The following is a 15,870-nucleotide window of genomic DNA, read 5'->3' on the forward strand; positions in this document are numbered from 1 at the left end:
ATTCGGGCAGGGCGGCACCAGGGGACAGTGAAATGTGTGGCACATACCCGTTGGACAATGAGGGGGCAGGACACGCGGATGTGCGAGTCCTGGAGCAAAGGCGCTCTGACCAGCCCGAACAGCCTCAGCAGAAGGTGAGGTGGGACGACTCAACGATCGGTGGTGCGGTGGAGGGCCTCTATTCTGACGCCATGCCCACACGTTTCTTGCCGGTTCTGCTCGATTGCGACCCTGGGATTGACGACGCGTTCGCGCTGGCCTACCTGGCGAGCCGCGACGATGTCGAGACCGTCGGGGTGGTGACGACAGCTGGCAATGTCGGTCAGGACGACGTGCTGCGCAATGCCCTGGGGCTGACCGAGCTGCTCGGGATGGATGCCCCGGTGGCGCGTGGGGCGGACGCGCCCCTCGTCGAGCCGGTGATGACCGCCGAGGAGACCCATGGACCCCACGGTTTGGGGCATGCCCAGCTGGGGGACTGCGGACGTCACCCCGATGGGCGCAGCGGTGCGCAACTGTGGGTGGATCTTGCCCGGAAATACCCCGGCGAGCTGGTCGGCATCGTCACCGGGCCGCTGACGAACCTCGCGCTGGCGCTGCGGGAAGAACCGGACTTGCCGCAGTTGTTGCGGGGGCTGCACGTCATGGGTGGAGCGATCAACCACCGTGGCAACACCGGCCCGACGAGCGAGTGGAACATCGCGGTGGACCCGGAGGCCGGCCATGAGGTGTTCGAGGCATGGGGGAAGGCGTCCAAACGGGTCGTGCTTGGGGCGTTGCAGGCCACTGAGGTCATCAGGCTGGACGAGAGGGATCGTCGGGCTGTGAAGGAGCTAGGGGAACATCCGGTTGTGAAAGTCTTGGCCGACGCGCTGAGGTTCTACTTCGAGTTCCACGAGGCTGACGGGTTGGGATGGTGTGCGTACTTGCACGACCCGCTCGTCGTCGCCAACGCGGTGACCGGGAGATTTGCGACGACGCGGCCACTGGCCGTCGACGTCGAGCTGACCGGGACGCTCACCCGTGGCCAGACCGTCGGTGACGAGTTGGGGCGCTGGGGCAAAGAGCCCAACGTCGACCTGTTGTGCGAAGTTGATGCTGAGGGGTTCATTGAGCATCTTTTGACAACGTTGCGGACGGGGTTGGGCTGAGACGTGGAGTTGCCTGCGTTCTTGCGGCAGCGACAGCCGTAGCTGCGACCGGATGTACCAGGGACGAGAAGCAATTAGCGGTTCCGGTTGACGCGGTGGCGGCAGCGCCACGGCCGGGTCATCCAGTTCGGTCTCATGCCAACCAAGCTCATGCTGTTCAACCTCGTGCGGCTGGGAGTCACGCGGGCGGATGTGTGCGGGTGAATTCTCATTCGGAGTGGGAGGCCACGTTGTGGTGGCTTGATCCGTCTCAGAATCCCAGGATCGTCATCAAAAGCTGATACTTAATAACTAGTTCCTGTCCAAGCTTATGTGACTGAAGCATCTCAGTGCTGGGGTTGAATCGTCTGAACTTGATGCCGGTGTCCTGGACACCCGAGCCAGTCGTAGCCGAGGCCGACAGAACCATATGCATGCGCTGTGCATGGCAGCTATGCTTAGTGCATGGCGACCATTCAGATTCGCAACGTCCCGGAGGAGACCAGCAGGGAACTCAAGGCGCGAGCGGCTTTGCAAGGCAAGTCGTTGAGTGAATACACCCTGGAAGTGCTACAGAACACGCTCAAGAATCCCTCACGCGAGCAGTTGATGCAGCGCATCATGGCGCAGACTGCTAGGACGGATTTGCCACCGATGGTCGAGGTGTTGCAAGAAGGCCGGGAAGGACGATGACACTCGTCGTCGATGCGTCCGTGCTCGCCGAAATGCTCGTTGGTAGCACGGTTGGGCATGCGGCATGGCAGCAATGGGGCGGCGAGGAGTTCATTGCTCCCCAACATCTGCCTGCAGAGATTGCCCATGTCGTACGAAACCTTTCCTTGGGGCATCTCATCACCGATGCGGAGGCAATGCGGATATTGTCGGACTTCCGAGCATTCAAGGTGGAGTTGTATCCGGTGGAACCACTGATGGTGGATGCGTGGGAGATGCGGCACAACGTGTCTGCTTATGACGCGCTGTACGTGGTGCTGGCGCGTCTGTTGGGTGCGTGTCTGTTGACGTGTGACCGTCGTCTGGCTGTGGCAGCCCCCGATGTCGCTGTGGTGCCCACAACATGACCATGTGGCTGTCGCACATGCGTAGGATCCGGCCATCCAGTGACGTATGGTTCGCACCACGGTAGGAAGGCCCCGCTGCACTCCTGACTTTCTACGACGGAGTGGGAGGCATGGACGCCTTTGAAACCTTGGTGCGCCTTTTCTACGAGGGGGTTCGGTGCGATGAGGTGCTGTGGCCGATGTATGGCCCGGACGATCTCGAAGAGGGCATCGTGGCTCAGCCACTTTCTTGGCCAGCATCGGGGCTGCTCGTTAGTCCAGCAACGTCTTCACGTCGTCGAGCCCGTCTGCGTTGCTGGCTATGGAGCGGGCGACGGGAATCGAACCCGCGTATCCAGCTTGGGAAGCTGGCGCTCTACCATTGAGCTACGCCCGCAATGTCTGAAGACTTGAGATAGCCTAGCGCACCACGTCAGAGCTGTGCGAACCCGCATACCTCAGTAGTGTTGGGGAACCCTGCCGTACCTCATTGGAAAGGTCGGACGTTCGGCTTCGTGGGTGACTGGTCGCAGCGAGTCCATCCAGCGTCTCACCGGCGGCAGCCAGACCATGAGGCCGGCGGCTATGAGGAACGGCATCCCGATCCATGACACCCAGTTGAGGGTCACTGCCGCGCACCCGACGGCAACGCCGCCGATGGCACCCCAACGTACCCACCGGCGTCCCAGCCAGGTATTGACGGCCAGGATCCCGGGCATGGCCACCATCGCGGCGGCGATGGACATCATGGCGGTGGCCAGGAGCACTGATGCTAGGGATCCGGGACGAGGGTGGGTCCACGTCATGAGGTTTGTGGCCTGGATGAAGGTCTGCATATGGATGGACTGCCACCACGCGATTAAAAGCGCAGCGGCGGCAGCGACTGCTGCGGCGAGGTAGAGCCCGGCGGCGATCCGTCCCACCTTTGCCGACGACGCGGCTTGGGCTTCGGGGACTTCGGGTGGGGGAAGGGTGGCAATCGTCTCGGCGCTGGCACGTGGCGGTGCGCTCGGGGAGACGTCCTCTGGCTCGGCATGGCGGGGCTTTGGGTGCGTGGACTGCTCGGTCACGATCCTCCTGGTGACGGGTTATTCCAGCCTAGACGTAGTGGCCAATCTCGTGAATATGAGTTGGCATGGCTAGCGGGTTAGCTTGCTGCGCCAGAGTCCATTTTTTATACGGATATGCGGGCGTAATGACTGGGCCTCGAAGGAAAAGACACCGAACGTGGTAGGACCATGACTATGGATCCACTGACCGCCCTGGAAACCTCCACCCGTATCGCCGCTGGTGACGTCGGGATCCTTGACATTGTCGACGCCGCCCTCGAGGCGGCACATGCCGACGAATGTCACGCTTGGACCTGGATCGATGACACCGGGGCTCGGAACACCGCCCGAAAACTCCAGCGTCAACTCGATGCCGGACAAGCCCGTCCCGGCCCGCTGTTCGGTGTTCCCTGCCCGGTCAAGGACCTCAACGCCTTAGCCGGGGCGCCCCGAGCCGTCGGTAGCCGAGCTGTCGGCGGGACGCCTTCGGACCACGACGACGGCATCGTCACTCGGCTCAAGGCCGCCGGTGCCATCCCGATCGGTACGACGGCCGCTCCCGAGTTTGGGCTTCCTTGTTAGACCGAGCCGGATGGTCGGGCGGCGACCGTCACTCCGTGGGACCACACCCGAATGGCGGGAGGGTCCTCTGGTGGTGCTGCGGCCGCAGTCGGGGCTGGTCAGGTGCCGATCGCTCAAGGCTCCGACGGCGGCGGGTCGATACGCATCCCGGCGTCATGTTGCGGTGTCGTCGGCCTCAAACCCAGCCGTGGGCGAGTTTCGGCCGGTCCTTACGGGATCGACGGTCCCGGGCTGGTCTGCGGTGGGGTGCTGACCCGCACGGTGCGCGACACCGCAGCCGCTCTTGACGTGCTGTCCGGGCCGTGGCCGGGGGGACCCCTTCTACGCCCCGACCCCGACCGAGACCTTCTTGTCGGCCTGTGGCCGTGATCCGGGACGGCTGCGCATCGGAATTCTGCGCGAACCGGTTATCGCTGACGTCCAGGTCCATCCGGACATCCTGGCCGCATTGGACCGGACGGCCGCCACCTTGGAGTCCATGGGCCACGTCGTCGAGCAGACGAGTGCCCCGTTCGGCCCGCGTGAGTGGGACTCTTTTCGGTGCGTGTGGGAGTGGGGGCGGCGGCGATACCGGTCCTGTCCGAACGTGAGGAGCTCTTCACACCCATGTCTCGTTGGCTGCGGGCCGGGGGCCGACGTCGCAGCGGAGTCGAGCTGGCCGAGGCGTTGGCCGGTATCCAGATGGTGGCCCGTCAAGTCGGGCAGCATTGGCAGCGGTTCGACGTCATTGTTAGCCCGACCTTGGCCCAGCCTCCTTTGCCAGTTGGGGCTTTGCGGGACGATGAGGATCCGGCGGCCGATTTTGACGCCCAGTGTCGCTTCACACCGTGGACCAGCTTGTGGAATATCACCGGGCGCCCGGCAATGAGCCTGCCGCTGCACAACACGAGGATCGATGGTGTCGAGCTGCCGATCGGCATCATGATTGGCGGTCGGCTGTACGACGAGGCCACCCTGCTGGCACTCGGATGTGCCCTAGAAAATACTCGGGACTGCGAACGCAGCTGCCGATGATCAAAACTCCCGCCTTACCTGCGGTGGCAGCACTGACATGCCTGCCCACGGGCCCGGGCGGGAGTTTTTGCATGTCGACCTGTGCGCAGCCACGGCCGCGCACAATGACGTGACGTGACGAAAATCGTCACTTGCCGCGACTGCCGCACATAATGATCGCCCCAGAACCGAAACGGTCCTGGGGCGAATGTGGGTCAGGGTTGTAAGTAAGACCTCAGTCCTTCTTCATGGTGCCGGTCTCGAGGAACCGGGTGTGCCATGAGTACGCCTCACCCAGCAGGTGCGGGGTGTGCTTGAACTTGCAGTCGCGCAGCGCACGCTCGTAGTAGTCGAGCAGCATCGGACGGTAGTCCGGGTGGGCACAGTTCTCGATGATCTTCGGGGCGCGCTGGCGTGGGGCCAGGCCACGCAGATCAGCGATGCCTTGCTCGGTGATGATAACCATGCCGTCGTGCTCGGTGTGGTCGACGTGGGAGACCATCGGGACGATCGCCGAGATGGCGCCACCCTTGGCTGTCGATGGGGACACGAAGGCCGAAATGTAGGCATTGCGGGTGAAGTCGCCGGATCCACCGATGCCGTTCATCATCCGCGAGCCCATGACATGGGTCGAGTTGACATTGCCATAGATGTCGGCCTCGATCATGCCGTTAGCGCCGATGACGCCGAGGCGGCGAATGACCTCGGGGTGGTTCGAAATTTCCTGCGGGCGCAAAATGATGTGATCGCGGTAGAAGGCTGCATTCTCGTTCATCTTGTGCGCATAGTCAGGCGACAGCGAGAAGGCGGTAGCGGAGGCGACGTCAAGCTTGCCGGCGTCGATGAGGTCGATCATGCCGTCCTGGATCACCTCGGTGTACGAGGTCAGATGCTCCAGGTCGGAGTGAAGCAGGCCGTCAAGAACGGCGTTCGGGATGTTGCCGACGCCGGACTGGAGCGGCAGCAGGTTCTTGGGGATGCGTCCCTGCTTGACCTCGTTGTCATAAAAGTCGAGCAGGAATCCGGCGATCTTGCGAGAGTCGTCGTCGATCGGCTTGAACGGGGTGTTGCGGTCGGGGCCTGCGGTCTCGATGATCGCCACAATCTTGTTCTGGGGGATGTGGAGGAACTTGTCACCGATCCGGTCACCGGGATGGGTAATCGGGATCGGCACCCGGTTCGGAGGAAGCGCAAAACCACCGTAGATGTCGTGCATTCCTTCGAGGTCCTCGGACTGCCACGAATTTACCTCGATGATGACTTTCTCGGCGGTGTCACAGTAGACCGCGTTGTTGCCAACCGACGAGGTGAGGACGACATCCCCGTCCGCGGTGATTCGTGTGGCCTCGATGACGGCGAAGTCGACCTTGCCGAAGAAGCCCTGACGCACCATCATGCCCGACTCCGACAGATGGATGTCGGTATAGAAGGAGGTGCCGTCGTTGATCTTGCTTCGCATCTGGGGATCGGACTGGTACGGCATACGCCAGCCGATGCCGTCGACAGAGGCGAGGGCGCCGTCGAGTTCAGGAGCGGTCGAGGCTCCGGTGAAGACGTTGACGGTGAACTTCTCACCACGGCCGTGGGACTCTTGGATGCGCTTGGTCAGTGCGCCTGGAAGTTCCTTGGGGTAGCCCGACCCAGTGAATCCACCGAATCCGATCTGGTCGCCGTCATGGATGAGGGCAGCCGCGTCGTCCGCGCTCATCACTTTCTGACGCAGGGCTGCGTTGGCAATCCGCTCTGACATCTGTCCTCCTGCCGCCGTGCGGCTGGTTGTCGGTGACGGCACACAGCACTACCTGTGAACCGTCGAAGAAACACTGTTTCGTTCCCGGTGAAGGCGGTCCGAAACCGTGACATCACTGTATATGGCGTTCTTTAGAACGGGATGAGCTACCCCTGCTATTTGGAGTCGGGTGAGCACTGTTGCTCGTGGACAGGTGAAGTGTTTGCACGGATGTTCGTGACACTGCCCCACATGTCTGGTCGAGTGTGGCCTCCGCGGCGTCCGATCTTGGCCATGATCACAACGTTTCGACGCTGATCCGTGTGGACATGGTGAGGTCGCTGTGTGGGGCAACAATGACCGCATTGTCCTTGCAGGCCCCGGTCTCGACGCATACGAAATCGCGCCATGCCTGGGCTGTCGGGTTATCGGCATGTGTCGACGAGGAGCGTGGATTCCAGACCACGGCACTGGGACACCCTGTTGTCTCCACGTGGATCTGGCGTCCCCACGCTGAATCGAGGAGGGCTAGGGCGGGCCCGACTCCCTGGATGACGGTGTCAGTATCAGGAGCTACGGCAAGCTCATTGGCGTCGAAGGACCCCTTGTCGCCGGTCGCGAAGTTGTGCCAGCTGGCGCCGCGAACGCCCCTGACCCGTGCCTGTGCGGCATCTGCGACGCGCAGGTAGGTGTGCCACATCCCCTCGACGACGCGTGGTTTCTGATCATGGTTGGTGAGAGTAAGCGTCATTTCTAAGGCTGTGTTCGTCATGACAACCTCGTGACGGATTCCGATGGACGCGGTCTCAGCAACCCCGACAACGCGGAAGGGATCAGCGACCGTTACTTCGAAGTCGGTGCGACGGGCTAGACCATGCTGGGGGTCCTGATCATTGTTGGGGCCGTGACCAAACCACGGGGCACACAGCGGGATTCCTCCCCGGATCACGGCCTCGGACTCGTCAGCATGCTCGGCGTCGAACCAGATGACGGGCTTGTCGTCGGCTTGCCAGGCCAACACTTGGCAGCCATGCTCTGCTACCTGCCAAGTGCCATTATGGGCCGAATGAAGGGTTCCAGGAAGGGTACTCATGCTCTTTATGATCATGGTCAGTGGGCCCACACGGCGCGGACTGTGTCTATCCGCTCACACCTGATGGTGTTTCGTGCAGCCTCGACGGCGACCGGCTTAGCGCAGAAGGCAATCGGCAGCCCAGCGATAGCGAACATGTCAAGATCGTTAGCTCCATCCCCTAGGGCGATTGTTCGCTCAAGAGCGACCCCACGTTCCGAGGCCCAGCGACGTAGCCAGGTTGCCTTTGCAGCCCGGTCGATGATGTCACCAACCACTCGTCCGGTGAGGTGATTATCGACGATCTCGAGCTCATTGGACGCTGCGAAATCAGCCCTGATCTGTTCGGCCAACGGATCGACTATGGCCGTGAACCCGCCAGATACCAATCCGACGGCAGCCCCAACGTCATGTGCAGCGGCCACTAGCTCGGCTGTCCCAGGGGTGATGACGGTGGCTTTCCACGCCTCTTCGAGGGCCCCGATATGCAACCCTTCCAGACACCTGACTCGGGCGTACAGGGACTGTGTGAAGTCCAGTTCTCCGACCATGGCGCGGGCGGTGATCTCGCGGACCTCATCGGCATTCCCGGCGCACTCGGCGAGTAGATCGATGGCCTCGGTGCGTGTGACGGTCGAGTCAACGTCGCAGACGATGAGACCAGGCGGATCGGTGGCCAGGGCGCCGTGGGGATGCAGCACACCGACACCGTTGGCGGCAGCGAGCTCACGCACTTGCGTCATATTGCCCTCGAAGGACATGGCGTATTCGAAAATATGGGCGGTCCACTCACCGGTGTGAATGCCGCGCATACAGGCCGCATCGGGCCATAGCAGGGTGTCGGGGGAGCGAAGGCTGGAGCGATCGTCGCTGACGAGGATGACGCGAGAATTCATGAGACTACGGTAGGTGCGTTTGGGCGGGTTTGGTCGAGGTCACGGCCTTTGGCGCGGTGCGGGCTTGAGGGCTTTCGGCTTATCGACGCACTGTTCGGATGACGGTGTATCGACGATTCCGCACGACTTGGTGGGTCGGCCCAACAGTGCGCTGGACATGAGACGCCCACGGCAGGTGGTTGTTGTATACACACCACAGAGTCCCGCCGGGGCGTAGCACGCGTGCGGCGTCAGCCAGCATGGCCAGGGTCGGGGCGTGATCCTGGGCGGTGCCACGGTGGAAGGGCGGATTGGTGACAACGACGTCGACGCTCTCATTGGGTATATCGACTAGACCATCGCACCAATGAGTGACGATGTCGAGCTGGTTCGCCTGAGCGGTGAGATGGGTGGAATCAATGGCTTGCCATGACACGTCGGTAGCGTGAATCGTGGCCTGGGGGAGCAGTCGCGCCAAATGGGCGGAGATGACACCATTCCCGCACCCCAGATCGACGGCGTCGGAGTGGACGTCGGCTGCGATGGCGTCGAGGTAGTCGAGTAGCAGGGAGGTTCCGGCGTCGACTCCGGCGGTGTGGAAGACACCTCCGTGGGCTCGGATCGTCAATCCGTTGACGGTGTTGGTGCGCGGCCATGTACCGGTGATGGCGGGGCGCTGCCGAGGTGACGAGAAGTGCAGCACACGGGCTTTGCGCACCCCGAGGCTGGCGTGGACCTCGTTAAACCAGCGGGCGGCGACGTCATTCATCGACCGGCTCATGTGCTTGATGCGCCCACCGGCGACGACATGGGCATCGGGGCCAAGGATGCGCCACAGCGTTCCTAACAGTTCGTCGAGTTCGTCGAGGCTGGCTGGCAGGCCCATCCACACCACGGGGCTGTCTGAAACGTCGCCTGCGGTTAAGGGGTTGAGGCGGATGGCTTCAGGGATGTCGGCGAGATCGCGGCAGTCATCAGCCCACGCCGCAACCCGTCCCTCGGCCATATGCATCAAGGAAGGACGCCCCAACACCCACACTGAGTTGGCGTGCGGTGATTCGGCGGCGATGAGCTCGTCAACGGGGTCCCGGGTGGCAGCATCCATGGTGGCAGTCTCCCAGATCGGGAGGGCGCCGACTTGGCGATGCTGTTCGGAGCTGTCAGTAAGCGCTGATGGTAACGTTAACATTGTCTTGTTGGGATGTTTCTCCGCAGCTATGGATAGTCGTTGCGCGGTAGTGGCGGCATAGAGTCAGGGTGTGGCAGTCCTAAGATGGCGACATGGCAGAGTCGCCCCTGGAAATACACGTCATCGCTGATTCGACGGGTGAGACCGCCGTTCGTCTGGCTCGGGCCGCCCGCAGTCAGTTCGAGGGGGCCCATTGGCACATCGTGCGCCACCCCATGATCGGCACCGTCCCGGAAATGGTTTCGGCCCTTGAGGCTGTCTCAGAGGCTCACGAGGCTGGGCAGTGGGTGTGCGTTGTGCATACCTTGGTGCTGCCCGATATGCGCCGAATGGTCTCCGATGCGTGTGAAGAGATGGGCATTCGTGAGCTCGACCTTATGGGTCCGATGCTCGAGGCGATGGAGGAGGCCTCTGGCCTAGATGCCGACGCGGTACCGCGCCGTCCGGTGGGTGTTGAGGCCGACTATTTCACCCGGATCTCCGCGATGGAATTCGCAGTCCGTAACGACGATGGCGCTATTCCCGACCGCCTGACCGAGGCTGATATTTGCCTGGTAGGTGTGAGCCGATCAGGAAAGACGCCGTTATCGATCTACCTGGGGTACTTAGGCTACAAGACGGTTAACGTCCCGCTGGTTCCTGGCATCGCTCCGCCGACCGAGCTCGCTGCGGTGGACCGATGGCGCATTGTTGGGTTGACGATTGACGCTCAGCGTCTGCTGGAAATCCGTGGTCGCCGAGTGCGTGGATTGGGCGGTTTTGGTAATGAGGACGGGTACGCGGACCTCGCCGCGATTTACGAGGAGCTGGACGAGGGTGGCAAGATTCAGCGTCGGCTGGGGTGCCCCATCATTGACACGACCGGCCTGGCCTTGGAGGAGTCGGCGACGAAGGTCATTGACGTCGTTGATCAGCGAGCCAAGACGGCGGGTACCCGGTTGCGCAAGCCTGCGGGGTCGTATCGCATGCGCCCCTGACTGCGAAGAGTCACAGAGGTCGGAAGGCGTGATGGCGGCGGAGCTTGCGCTCGTCGTAATTCTGTGGTCCGTGCTTTCACGCGCTGTGAGGAAGAATGAGAGCTGCGCATCAGGGACCGCCGCTGTACTCACCGCTGCCGGAGACCGCGCGATATGACGATGACTTGGTGATATTCGTCATTCTCGGTGGTTGCTGCTAGTGAAAATGCCCCACCAGCGTGAAAGAATGACCATATCCGGCCCAACTGAGGGCTGGGCCTCGGGTCCGCTACGCAGTCGCACGGGCCCGATCGCCGTGATTTGCTGAACAGGCTGACACAGATCGAAGGAGATCAGTCATGACTGACCGTTACGTGTACGACTTGTCCGAGGGCAGTGCGGAAATGAAACCGCTGCTCGGCGGCAAGGGCGCAGGAGTTGCCGAGATGAAGCGTCTCGGCGTCCCGGTGCCCGACGGGTTTACCGTCACCACCGAAGCCTGCGTGGACACCATGACGAGGAAGGGTGAGTGGCCCGAAGATCTGGAGTCCCAAGTATGGGACGGCCTTAAGCGACTTGAGGAGCGCACCGGTCGCGTCCTCGGTGACGACAAGAAGCCGCTGCTGGTCTCCGTGCGATCTGGCGCCGTGATCTCGATGCCCGGCATGATGGACACCATCCTCAACCTCGGCATCTCTGACGACACCGTTGAGGCCATCGCTAAGGAAGCTGGCAATGAGCGGTTTGCGTGGGACTGCTACCGCCGCTTCATCCAAATGTACGGCGAGGTCGTCGAGGGTATCGACGCTCACATTTACGAGGATGCCCTGACCGCCCTTAAAGAGAAGAAAGGCGTCGAGTCCGACACCGATCTGAGTGCCGATGACCTCAAGGGTCTCGTTGACACCTTCAAGAAGCTGTCGAACGAGCAGCTCGGTGGGAACTGGACAACCGATCCGCGTGAGCAACTGATGCGTGCCGTTGACGCCGTTTTCCGTTCCTGGCTCAACCCGCGTGCCTTCGTCTACCGCAAAGCCAACAAGATTCCCGACGACTTGGGTACCGCCGTCAATGTCATGCAGATGGTCTTCGGCAACCGTGGCGACACGTCCGCTACCGGTGTCTGCTTCACCCGTAACCCTGCCACCGGTGAGAAGGAGCTCTATGGTGAGTTCCTCGTTAATGCTCAGGGCGAGGACGTCGTTGCTGGTATCCGCACCCCGCGTTCCCTCGCCGAGATGGAGGAAGTGCTTCCGGAGGCCTACCACGACCTCATCGACACCATGAAGAAGATGGAGTCGCACTACCGCGATATGCAGGACATGGAGTTCACCGTCGAGAATGGCAAGCTCTACCTGCTGCAGACCCGTAACGGTAAGCGCACTGCTGCTGCGGCCCTCAAGGTGGCTCGCGACCTCGTTGACGAGGGGGTCATCACCAAGGAAGAAGCCCTCATGCGGATCGAGCCGGCTCAGCTTGATCAGCTCTTGCACGAGGCGATCGACCCGGACCACAGCGAGCAGCCAGTTGCCGAGGGCTTGCCGGCCTCCCCGGGTGCTGCTGTTGGTGAGGCTGTCTTCGACGCTGACGTTGCTGCTGAGCGTGGCGCTAAGGGCGAGAAGGTTGTCCTCATTCGCTTTGAGACCACCCCTGACGACATTCACGGCGTCATCGTCAGCCAGGGCGTTCTGACTGCCCACGGTGGCATGACTTCCCACGCGGCCGTTGTCGCCCGTGGCATGGGCAAGCCCTGCGTTGCCGGCGCTCGTGGCATCAAGATTGACGCTAAGGCCGCCACCCTGACCATTGGTGACACCGTCATCCACGAGGGGGACATGATCACCCTTGACGGATCCACTGGTGAGGTCTTCGCCAGCGGCCTCAAGCTCATTCCACCGCAGATCAACGCGGACTTCCAGGAGGTGCTCTCCTGGGCCGACGAGATCCGTCGCCTAGGTGTTGAGGCCAACGCCGACAATGCCACCGACGCTGCCAAGGCTCGCGAGCTGGGTGCCGAGGGCATCGGGTTGTGCCGCACCGAGCACATGTTCTTCGGTGCTGATCGTCTGCCGGCCATGCACGAGATGATCACCGCGGACACTCCGGAGGAGCGTCAGGCAGCCGTCGACAAGATCCTGCCTATGCAGCAGGATGACTTTGAGGGTATCTTCACCGCGATGAAGGGCCTGCCCGTCACTGTCCGGTTGCTTGACCCGCCTCTTCACGAGTTCCTGCCGAACCTCGTTGAGCAGTCCCTCAAGGTTCAAAAGATGGAGAACCAGGGTGCTGACGCTGGTGAGCTCGACAAGGAACGTCGTCTGTTGGCCCAGGTGAAGAAGCTGCACGAGCAGAACCCGATGCTCGGTACCCGTGGTTGCCGTCTTGGCATGCTCTACCCGGAGATTCCTGACATGCAGGCCCGCGCGATTATTCGCGCTGTCCTGTCGGTGCTCAAGAAGGAGGGTGAGACCGTCCAGATCCACATCATGATCCCGTTGGTCTTCACCCCAATCGAGCTTGAGACCCATCGTCGGATCGTTCAGCAGGCCATCGATGAAGAGTTCGAGTCTGCCGGTACCAAGGTCGACGTCAAGATCGGAACCATGATCGAGTTGCCGCGTGCCGCCCTGGTTGCCGACAAGATTGCCGAAGTTGCTGACTTCTTCAGCTTCGGTACCAACGACCTGACCCAGACCACGCTGGGCATCAGCCGTGACGACGCCGAGAATGGCTTCCTCACTGAGTACCTGCGCACTAAGGTCCTCAAGGACAACCCGTTCGCCTCGATCGACCAAGAGGGCGTCGGCCAGCTCGTTGCCGGAGCCGTTGAAAAGGGCCGCAAGACTAATCCAGAGCTGTCTGTCGGGGTCTGCGGTGAGCACGGTGGCGATCCGGACTCGATCCACTTCTTCAACAAGACTGGGCTCGATTACGTGTCCTGCTCGCCGTTCCGTGTACCGATCGCGCGGTTCGCTGCGGCCCAGGCAGTCATCTCCCAGCAGGAGAAGTGATCTGCCATCGCATTATTGATGTGTGATTCTGCGGCCTCTCCATCGTGGTGGAGAGGCCGCATACACGGCGGTATGTACCGGCTACTTCGCATCCGATTGGAGGGGGTTCGTCGACTCGGGTCCATAGTCGCGGAATAATGGCATTAATCGTGCCTCGACTTCTGGAGGATCAATGTCCCAGACTTTCGGTGCTTGGCGTGCCACCTACATCCCTGGTTCCTGGGTGGTGCTGACTGGGCCGAGCAGTCTCGTCGTCATGCAGCCAGCTGCCCCGCGCCACTCCGGCCTGGTGTCGTCCATCTGGCGGCACGTAGCCGAGGCCAAGGATCCCGAGTCGCTTGTTGAAACCCTCTCGATCATCGGGCTGGCCAAGATGCCCAGCTTGGGGGCGTTCTTTTGGGTGGATGGGGAGATGTATTCCCTGGCGCGTGGCCAGATCGTCGTCAAGGACGCCTCCACCGGCGAGATCGTCAACCACGGTGACGGTCTGTTGACGTGGAGCGAGAAGAAACTGAACCCGGCGACCATCGTCGTCGAAATGGAGCAGGCTGGGCAGGGACTATCGATGCCATTGCTGCTAGGTGTTGCCCAGGCGAGCAAACTCATCATCGATGCCACCGGCAATGTTGAGCCCTTCATCGTACCGCAGACCGACGAAGTCCATCGTCCACGCGTGTTAGGTGACGATGCGCTCAAGCCGTGGACATCAGAGTCGGACGAGGCTCACAAGGCTGACGAGTCTGAGGGCTCTGATGAGACGGGTGAGGACGCCGGGTCAGGCGAGGCACCCGATGATGAGGACCGCGCTCCCGGATTCGTGGAGGTTCCGGCCCCGGGCGAGGTTCCTGAGACCGCCGTCGGGCCTGCGTCTGTCACCGAGTCCGCCACAAGTGACGAGGCCCGGGAGTCTGACGGTGAGGATGCTGTTGCCCCAGTTCGCTCTCAGGATGATTCCCATGGCGACTGGCGCTTTGCGTCGATCTCGACGAGCGACCGTCTGTCTTCGCAGTCGGACGCTGCGGCTGCCACCCTCGTCTCGAGCACCGGAGAGGTGACCCACCTCTACGGTCCTGTTCTTATTGGGCGGGCTCCGCGAGGCGATAATGGCGAGGACATCATGCGGGTGCCGTCGCCGGGGCAGGACATTAGCCGTACCCACGTCAAGGTCGCTCCTGGCCAGTGGGGGATCGAGGTCACTGACATGCATTCGACGAACGGCACCGTCGTTTGCCGCATCGGCCAGGAGCCGTTGCAGTTGGAGAGCGGCCAGACGGTCGACCTGTCCATCGGTGATTCGGTCGATCTAGGTGACGGAGTTGTCATCACTATCGAGGCTTATCAAGGCTGACTCTGGGCGTGGATGTCCTGGAACGACGCTGCCCTCGTTTCGGGAGGAGATTTCGACACCAAGCTGTAACGTCACCGGTTCGCCCTTTGCGAGTTAGTCTCCTAGTGTGATTCCTTGGGTTTACCCAGAATCAGGAAGGAAGTCCGATGGGACACATTCTCGTGTTGTCGGGAGCTGGGCGTTATGCGGACAACATCCACGATTTTGACGCAACCTCCGAGGCTGTCTCCCAGGTCTTGACTGAGCGGGGCCATCAGGTGGAGGTGAGGCGATCGTATCCGGAGGCCTTGGATCACCTCGCCGGCGCGGATCTGCTCATCGTTAATACCGGGGGTGGCGACCCGGAGGAAGAGTGGGACTACATCCCGGAGTGGTCGCGCGCCCACAGCAAGATCCTGGAACATCACGAGGCTGGCAAGCCAATCCTCGGACTACACACTGCGTGCAACACCTTCTGTGACTGGGACCTGTGGTCGTCCATTCTTGGCGGTAAGTGGGTGCTAGGAGTGAGCGGACATCCTGAGAGGTCCTACGCCGTCTTTGAGCCCATGCCGGAAGCGGCAGATCACCCGATTCTGCGTGGTGTTGAGCAGGTAGTGGTCTATGACGAGCGCTACTCCGACCTGGACATCAACCCGCTCGCGACCCCGCTGCTGTTCCACGAGACCGGAGAGGAATTCCACCCGATGTGCTGGGTGATGGGCAATAGCGTCGTATATGACGGTCTGGGCCATTCGCCGCGCTCGTACTACTCGGCGTCGCGACGCCAGCTATTGTGCAACGAGGTCTCGTGGCTGCTTAACTGGAAACGTCGCGAGGCTGCCGCCAAGGGCGCGGCTGAGGTTAATCCGTCGTCGACTCAGCCCGTGCTTTGACAG

Annotated in this window: 13 protein-coding genes, 1 tRNA gene and 2 pseudogenes; 10 read left to right on the forward strand and 6 right to left on the reverse strand. The window is 61.8% G+C overall.

Going from position 1 to position 15,870, the window contains the following annotated elements; all coding sequences use genetic code 11:
• Positions 1-80: 80 nt before the first annotated feature.
• The 4 genes and pseudogenes from ACOYO3_RS01635 to ACOYO3_RS01650 all read left to right on the forward strand — a co-directional run.
• Positions 81-1,151, forward strand: a complete 1,071-nt coding sequence (locus tag ACOYO3_RS01635; RefSeq protein ID WP_002516308.1) for a nucleoside hydrolase — start codon at positions 81-83, stop codon at positions 1,149-1,151.
• A 444-nt stretch (positions 1,152-1,595) separates the two neighbouring features.
• A complete protein-coding gene (locus ACOYO3_RS01640; protein WP_002514501.1) occupies positions 1,596-1,823 on the forward strand; it encodes a FitA-like ribbon-helix-helix domain-containing protein in 228 nt (75 codons plus the stop codon).
• The gene (locus tag ACOYO3_RS01645; RefSeq protein ID WP_002516267.1) at positions 1,820-2,209 is read left to right on the forward strand and encodes a type II toxin-antitoxin system VapC family toxin; all 390 of its coding nucleotides are present in this window, start codon (positions 1,820-1,822) and stop codon (positions 2,207-2,209) included. The genes ACOYO3_RS01640 and ACOYO3_RS01645 overlap by 4 nt, the downstream gene beginning before the upstream one ends.
• An 83-nt stretch (positions 2,210-2,292) precedes the next feature.
• A pseudogene (locus tag ACOYO3_RS01650) lies at positions 2,293-2,403 on the forward strand (globin); the annotation flags it as partial.
• Between the two features lie 108 nt (positions 2,404-2,511).
• Here ACOYO3_RS01650 and ACOYO3_RS01655 read toward each other — a convergent pair.
• Positions 2,512-2,585: transfer RNA gene (locus ACOYO3_RS01655), tRNA-Gly, on the reverse strand.
• Positions 2,586-2,646: 61 nt separating this feature from the next.
• Positions 2,647-3,258: a hypothetical protein gene (locus ACOYO3_RS01660; RefSeq protein WP_002524444.1), complete on the reverse strand. Its 612-nt coding sequence runs from the start codon at positions 3,256-3,258 to the stop codon at positions 2,647-2,649.
• Between the two features lie 174 nt (positions 3,259-3,432).
• On the opposite strand from ACOYO3_RS01660, the pseudogene ACOYO3_RS01665 reads away from it, so the two are divergent.
• A pseudogene (locus tag ACOYO3_RS01665) lies at positions 3,433-4,188 on the forward strand (amidase).
• A gap of 183 nt (positions 4,189-4,371) precedes the next feature.
• Positions 4,372-4,833: an amidase family protein gene (locus ACOYO3_RS01670; protein WP_002519488.1), complete on the forward strand. Its 462-nt coding sequence runs from the start codon at positions 4,372-4,374 to the stop codon at positions 4,831-4,833.
• Between the two features lie 214 nt (positions 4,834-5,047).
• Here the strand turns inward: ACOYO3_RS01670 and ACOYO3_RS01675 are convergent, their stop codons facing one another.
• The 4 genes from ACOYO3_RS01675 to ACOYO3_RS01690 all read right to left on the reverse strand — a co-directional run bounded on the left by ACOYO3_RS01675 (position 5,048) and on the right by ACOYO3_RS01690 (position 9,677).
• On the reverse strand, positions 5,048-6,562 hold the full coding sequence (locus tag ACOYO3_RS01675; protein ID WP_002516227.1) for an acetyl-CoA hydrolase/transferase family protein: 1,515 nt from the start codon (positions 6,560-6,562) through the stop codon (positions 5,048-5,050).
• Positions 6,563-6,839: 277 nt separating this feature from the next.
• Positions 6,840-7,649, reverse strand: coding sequence for an aldose 1-epimerase (locus ACOYO3_RS01680; protein WP_002519486.1), 810 nt, complete (start codon positions 7,647-7,649; stop codon positions 6,840-6,842).
• Between the two features lie 2 nt (positions 7,650-7,651).
• Entirely contained in the window at positions 7,652-8,509 is an 858-nt protein-coding gene (gene serB / locus ACOYO3_RS01685; protein WP_002519680.1) for a phosphoserine phosphatase SerB, read from the reverse strand.
• Positions 8,510-8,588: 79 nt separating this feature from the next.
• A complete protein-coding gene (locus ACOYO3_RS01690) occupies positions 8,589-9,677 on the reverse strand; it encodes a class I SAM-dependent methyltransferase (RefSeq protein WP_002524441.1) in 1,089 nt (362 codons plus the stop codon).
• A 92-nt stretch (positions 9,678-9,769) separates the two neighbouring features.
• Between ACOYO3_RS01690 and ACOYO3_RS01695 the strand changes: the two genes are divergently transcribed.
• From ACOYO3_RS01695 to ACOYO3_RS01710, 4 genes are all read left to right on the forward strand, one after another.
• On the forward strand, positions 9,770-10,654 hold the full coding sequence (locus ACOYO3_RS01695; RefSeq protein WP_002516217.1) for a pyruvate, water dikinase regulatory protein: 885 nt from the start codon (positions 9,770-9,772) through the stop codon (positions 10,652-10,654).
• A gap of 338 nt (positions 10,655-10,992) precedes the next feature.
• Positions 10,993-13,644: a pyruvate, phosphate dikinase gene (ppdK, locus tag ACOYO3_RS01700; protein WP_002516208.1), complete on the forward strand. Its 2,652-nt coding sequence runs from the start codon at positions 10,993-10,995 to the stop codon at positions 13,642-13,644.
• Positions 13,645-13,816: 172 nt separating this feature from the next.
• Positions 13,817-14,992 carry an FHA domain-containing protein gene (locus tag ACOYO3_RS01705; RefSeq protein WP_002516272.1) on the forward strand — a complete coding sequence of 392 codons (1,176 nt, stop codon included), beginning with the start codon at positions 13,817-13,819 and terminating at the stop codon, positions 14,990-14,992.
• A 146-nt stretch (positions 14,993-15,138) separates the two neighbouring features.
• Positions 15,139-15,867, forward strand: a complete 729-nt coding sequence (locus ACOYO3_RS01710) for a ThuA domain-containing protein (RefSeq protein WP_002518209.1) — start codon at positions 15,139-15,141, stop codon at positions 15,865-15,867.
• Positions 15,868-15,870 lie beyond the last annotated feature (3 nt).

Source organism: Cutibacterium sp. KBN10P07758, assembly GCF_050286205.1.
Lineage (GTDB): Bacteria > Actinomycetota > Actinomycetes > Propionibacteriales > Propionibacteriaceae > Cutibacterium > Cutibacterium acnes.

Bases quoted from the DNA above. Each gene is read 5' to 3' on its own strand.
- ACOYO3_RS01640 (WP_002514501.1), top strand. From the start codon at position 1,596: ATGGCGACCATTCAGATTCGCAACGTCCCGGAGGAGACCAGCAGGGAA.
- ACOYO3_RS01645 (WP_002516267.1), top strand. From the start codon at position 1,820: ATGACACTCGTCGTCGATGCGTCCGTGCTCGCCGAAATGCTCGTTGGT.
- ACOYO3_RS01675 (WP_002516227.1), bottom strand. From the start codon at position 6,562: ATGTCAGAGCGGATTGCCAACGCAGCCCTGCGTCAGAAAGTGATGAGC.
- ACOYO3_RS01680 (WP_002519486.1), bottom strand. From the start codon at position 7,649: ATGATCATAAAGAGCATGAGTACCCTTCCTGGAACCCTTCATTCGGCC.
- serB (WP_002519680.1), bottom strand. From the start codon at position 8,509: ATGAATTCTCGCGTCATCCTCGTCAGCGACGATCGCTCCAGCCTTCGC.
- ACOYO3_RS01690 (WP_002524441.1), bottom strand. From the start codon at position 9,677: ATGTTAACGTTACCATCAGCGCTTACTGACAGCTCCGAACAGCATCGC.
- ACOYO3_RS01695 (WP_002516217.1), top strand. From the start codon at position 9,770: ATGGCAGAGTCGCCCCTGGAAATACACGTCATCGCTGATTCGACGGGT.
- ppdK (WP_002516208.1), top strand. From the start codon at position 10,993: ATGACTGACCGTTACGTGTACGACTTGTCCGAGGGCAGTGCGGAAATG.
- ACOYO3_RS01705 (WP_002516272.1), top strand. From the start codon at position 13,817: ATGTCCCAGACTTTCGGTGCTTGGCGTGCCACCTACATCCCTGGTTCC.
- ACOYO3_RS01710 (WP_002518209.1), top strand. From the start codon at position 15,139: ATGGGACACATTCTCGTGTTGTCGGGAGCTGGGCGTTATGCGGACAAC.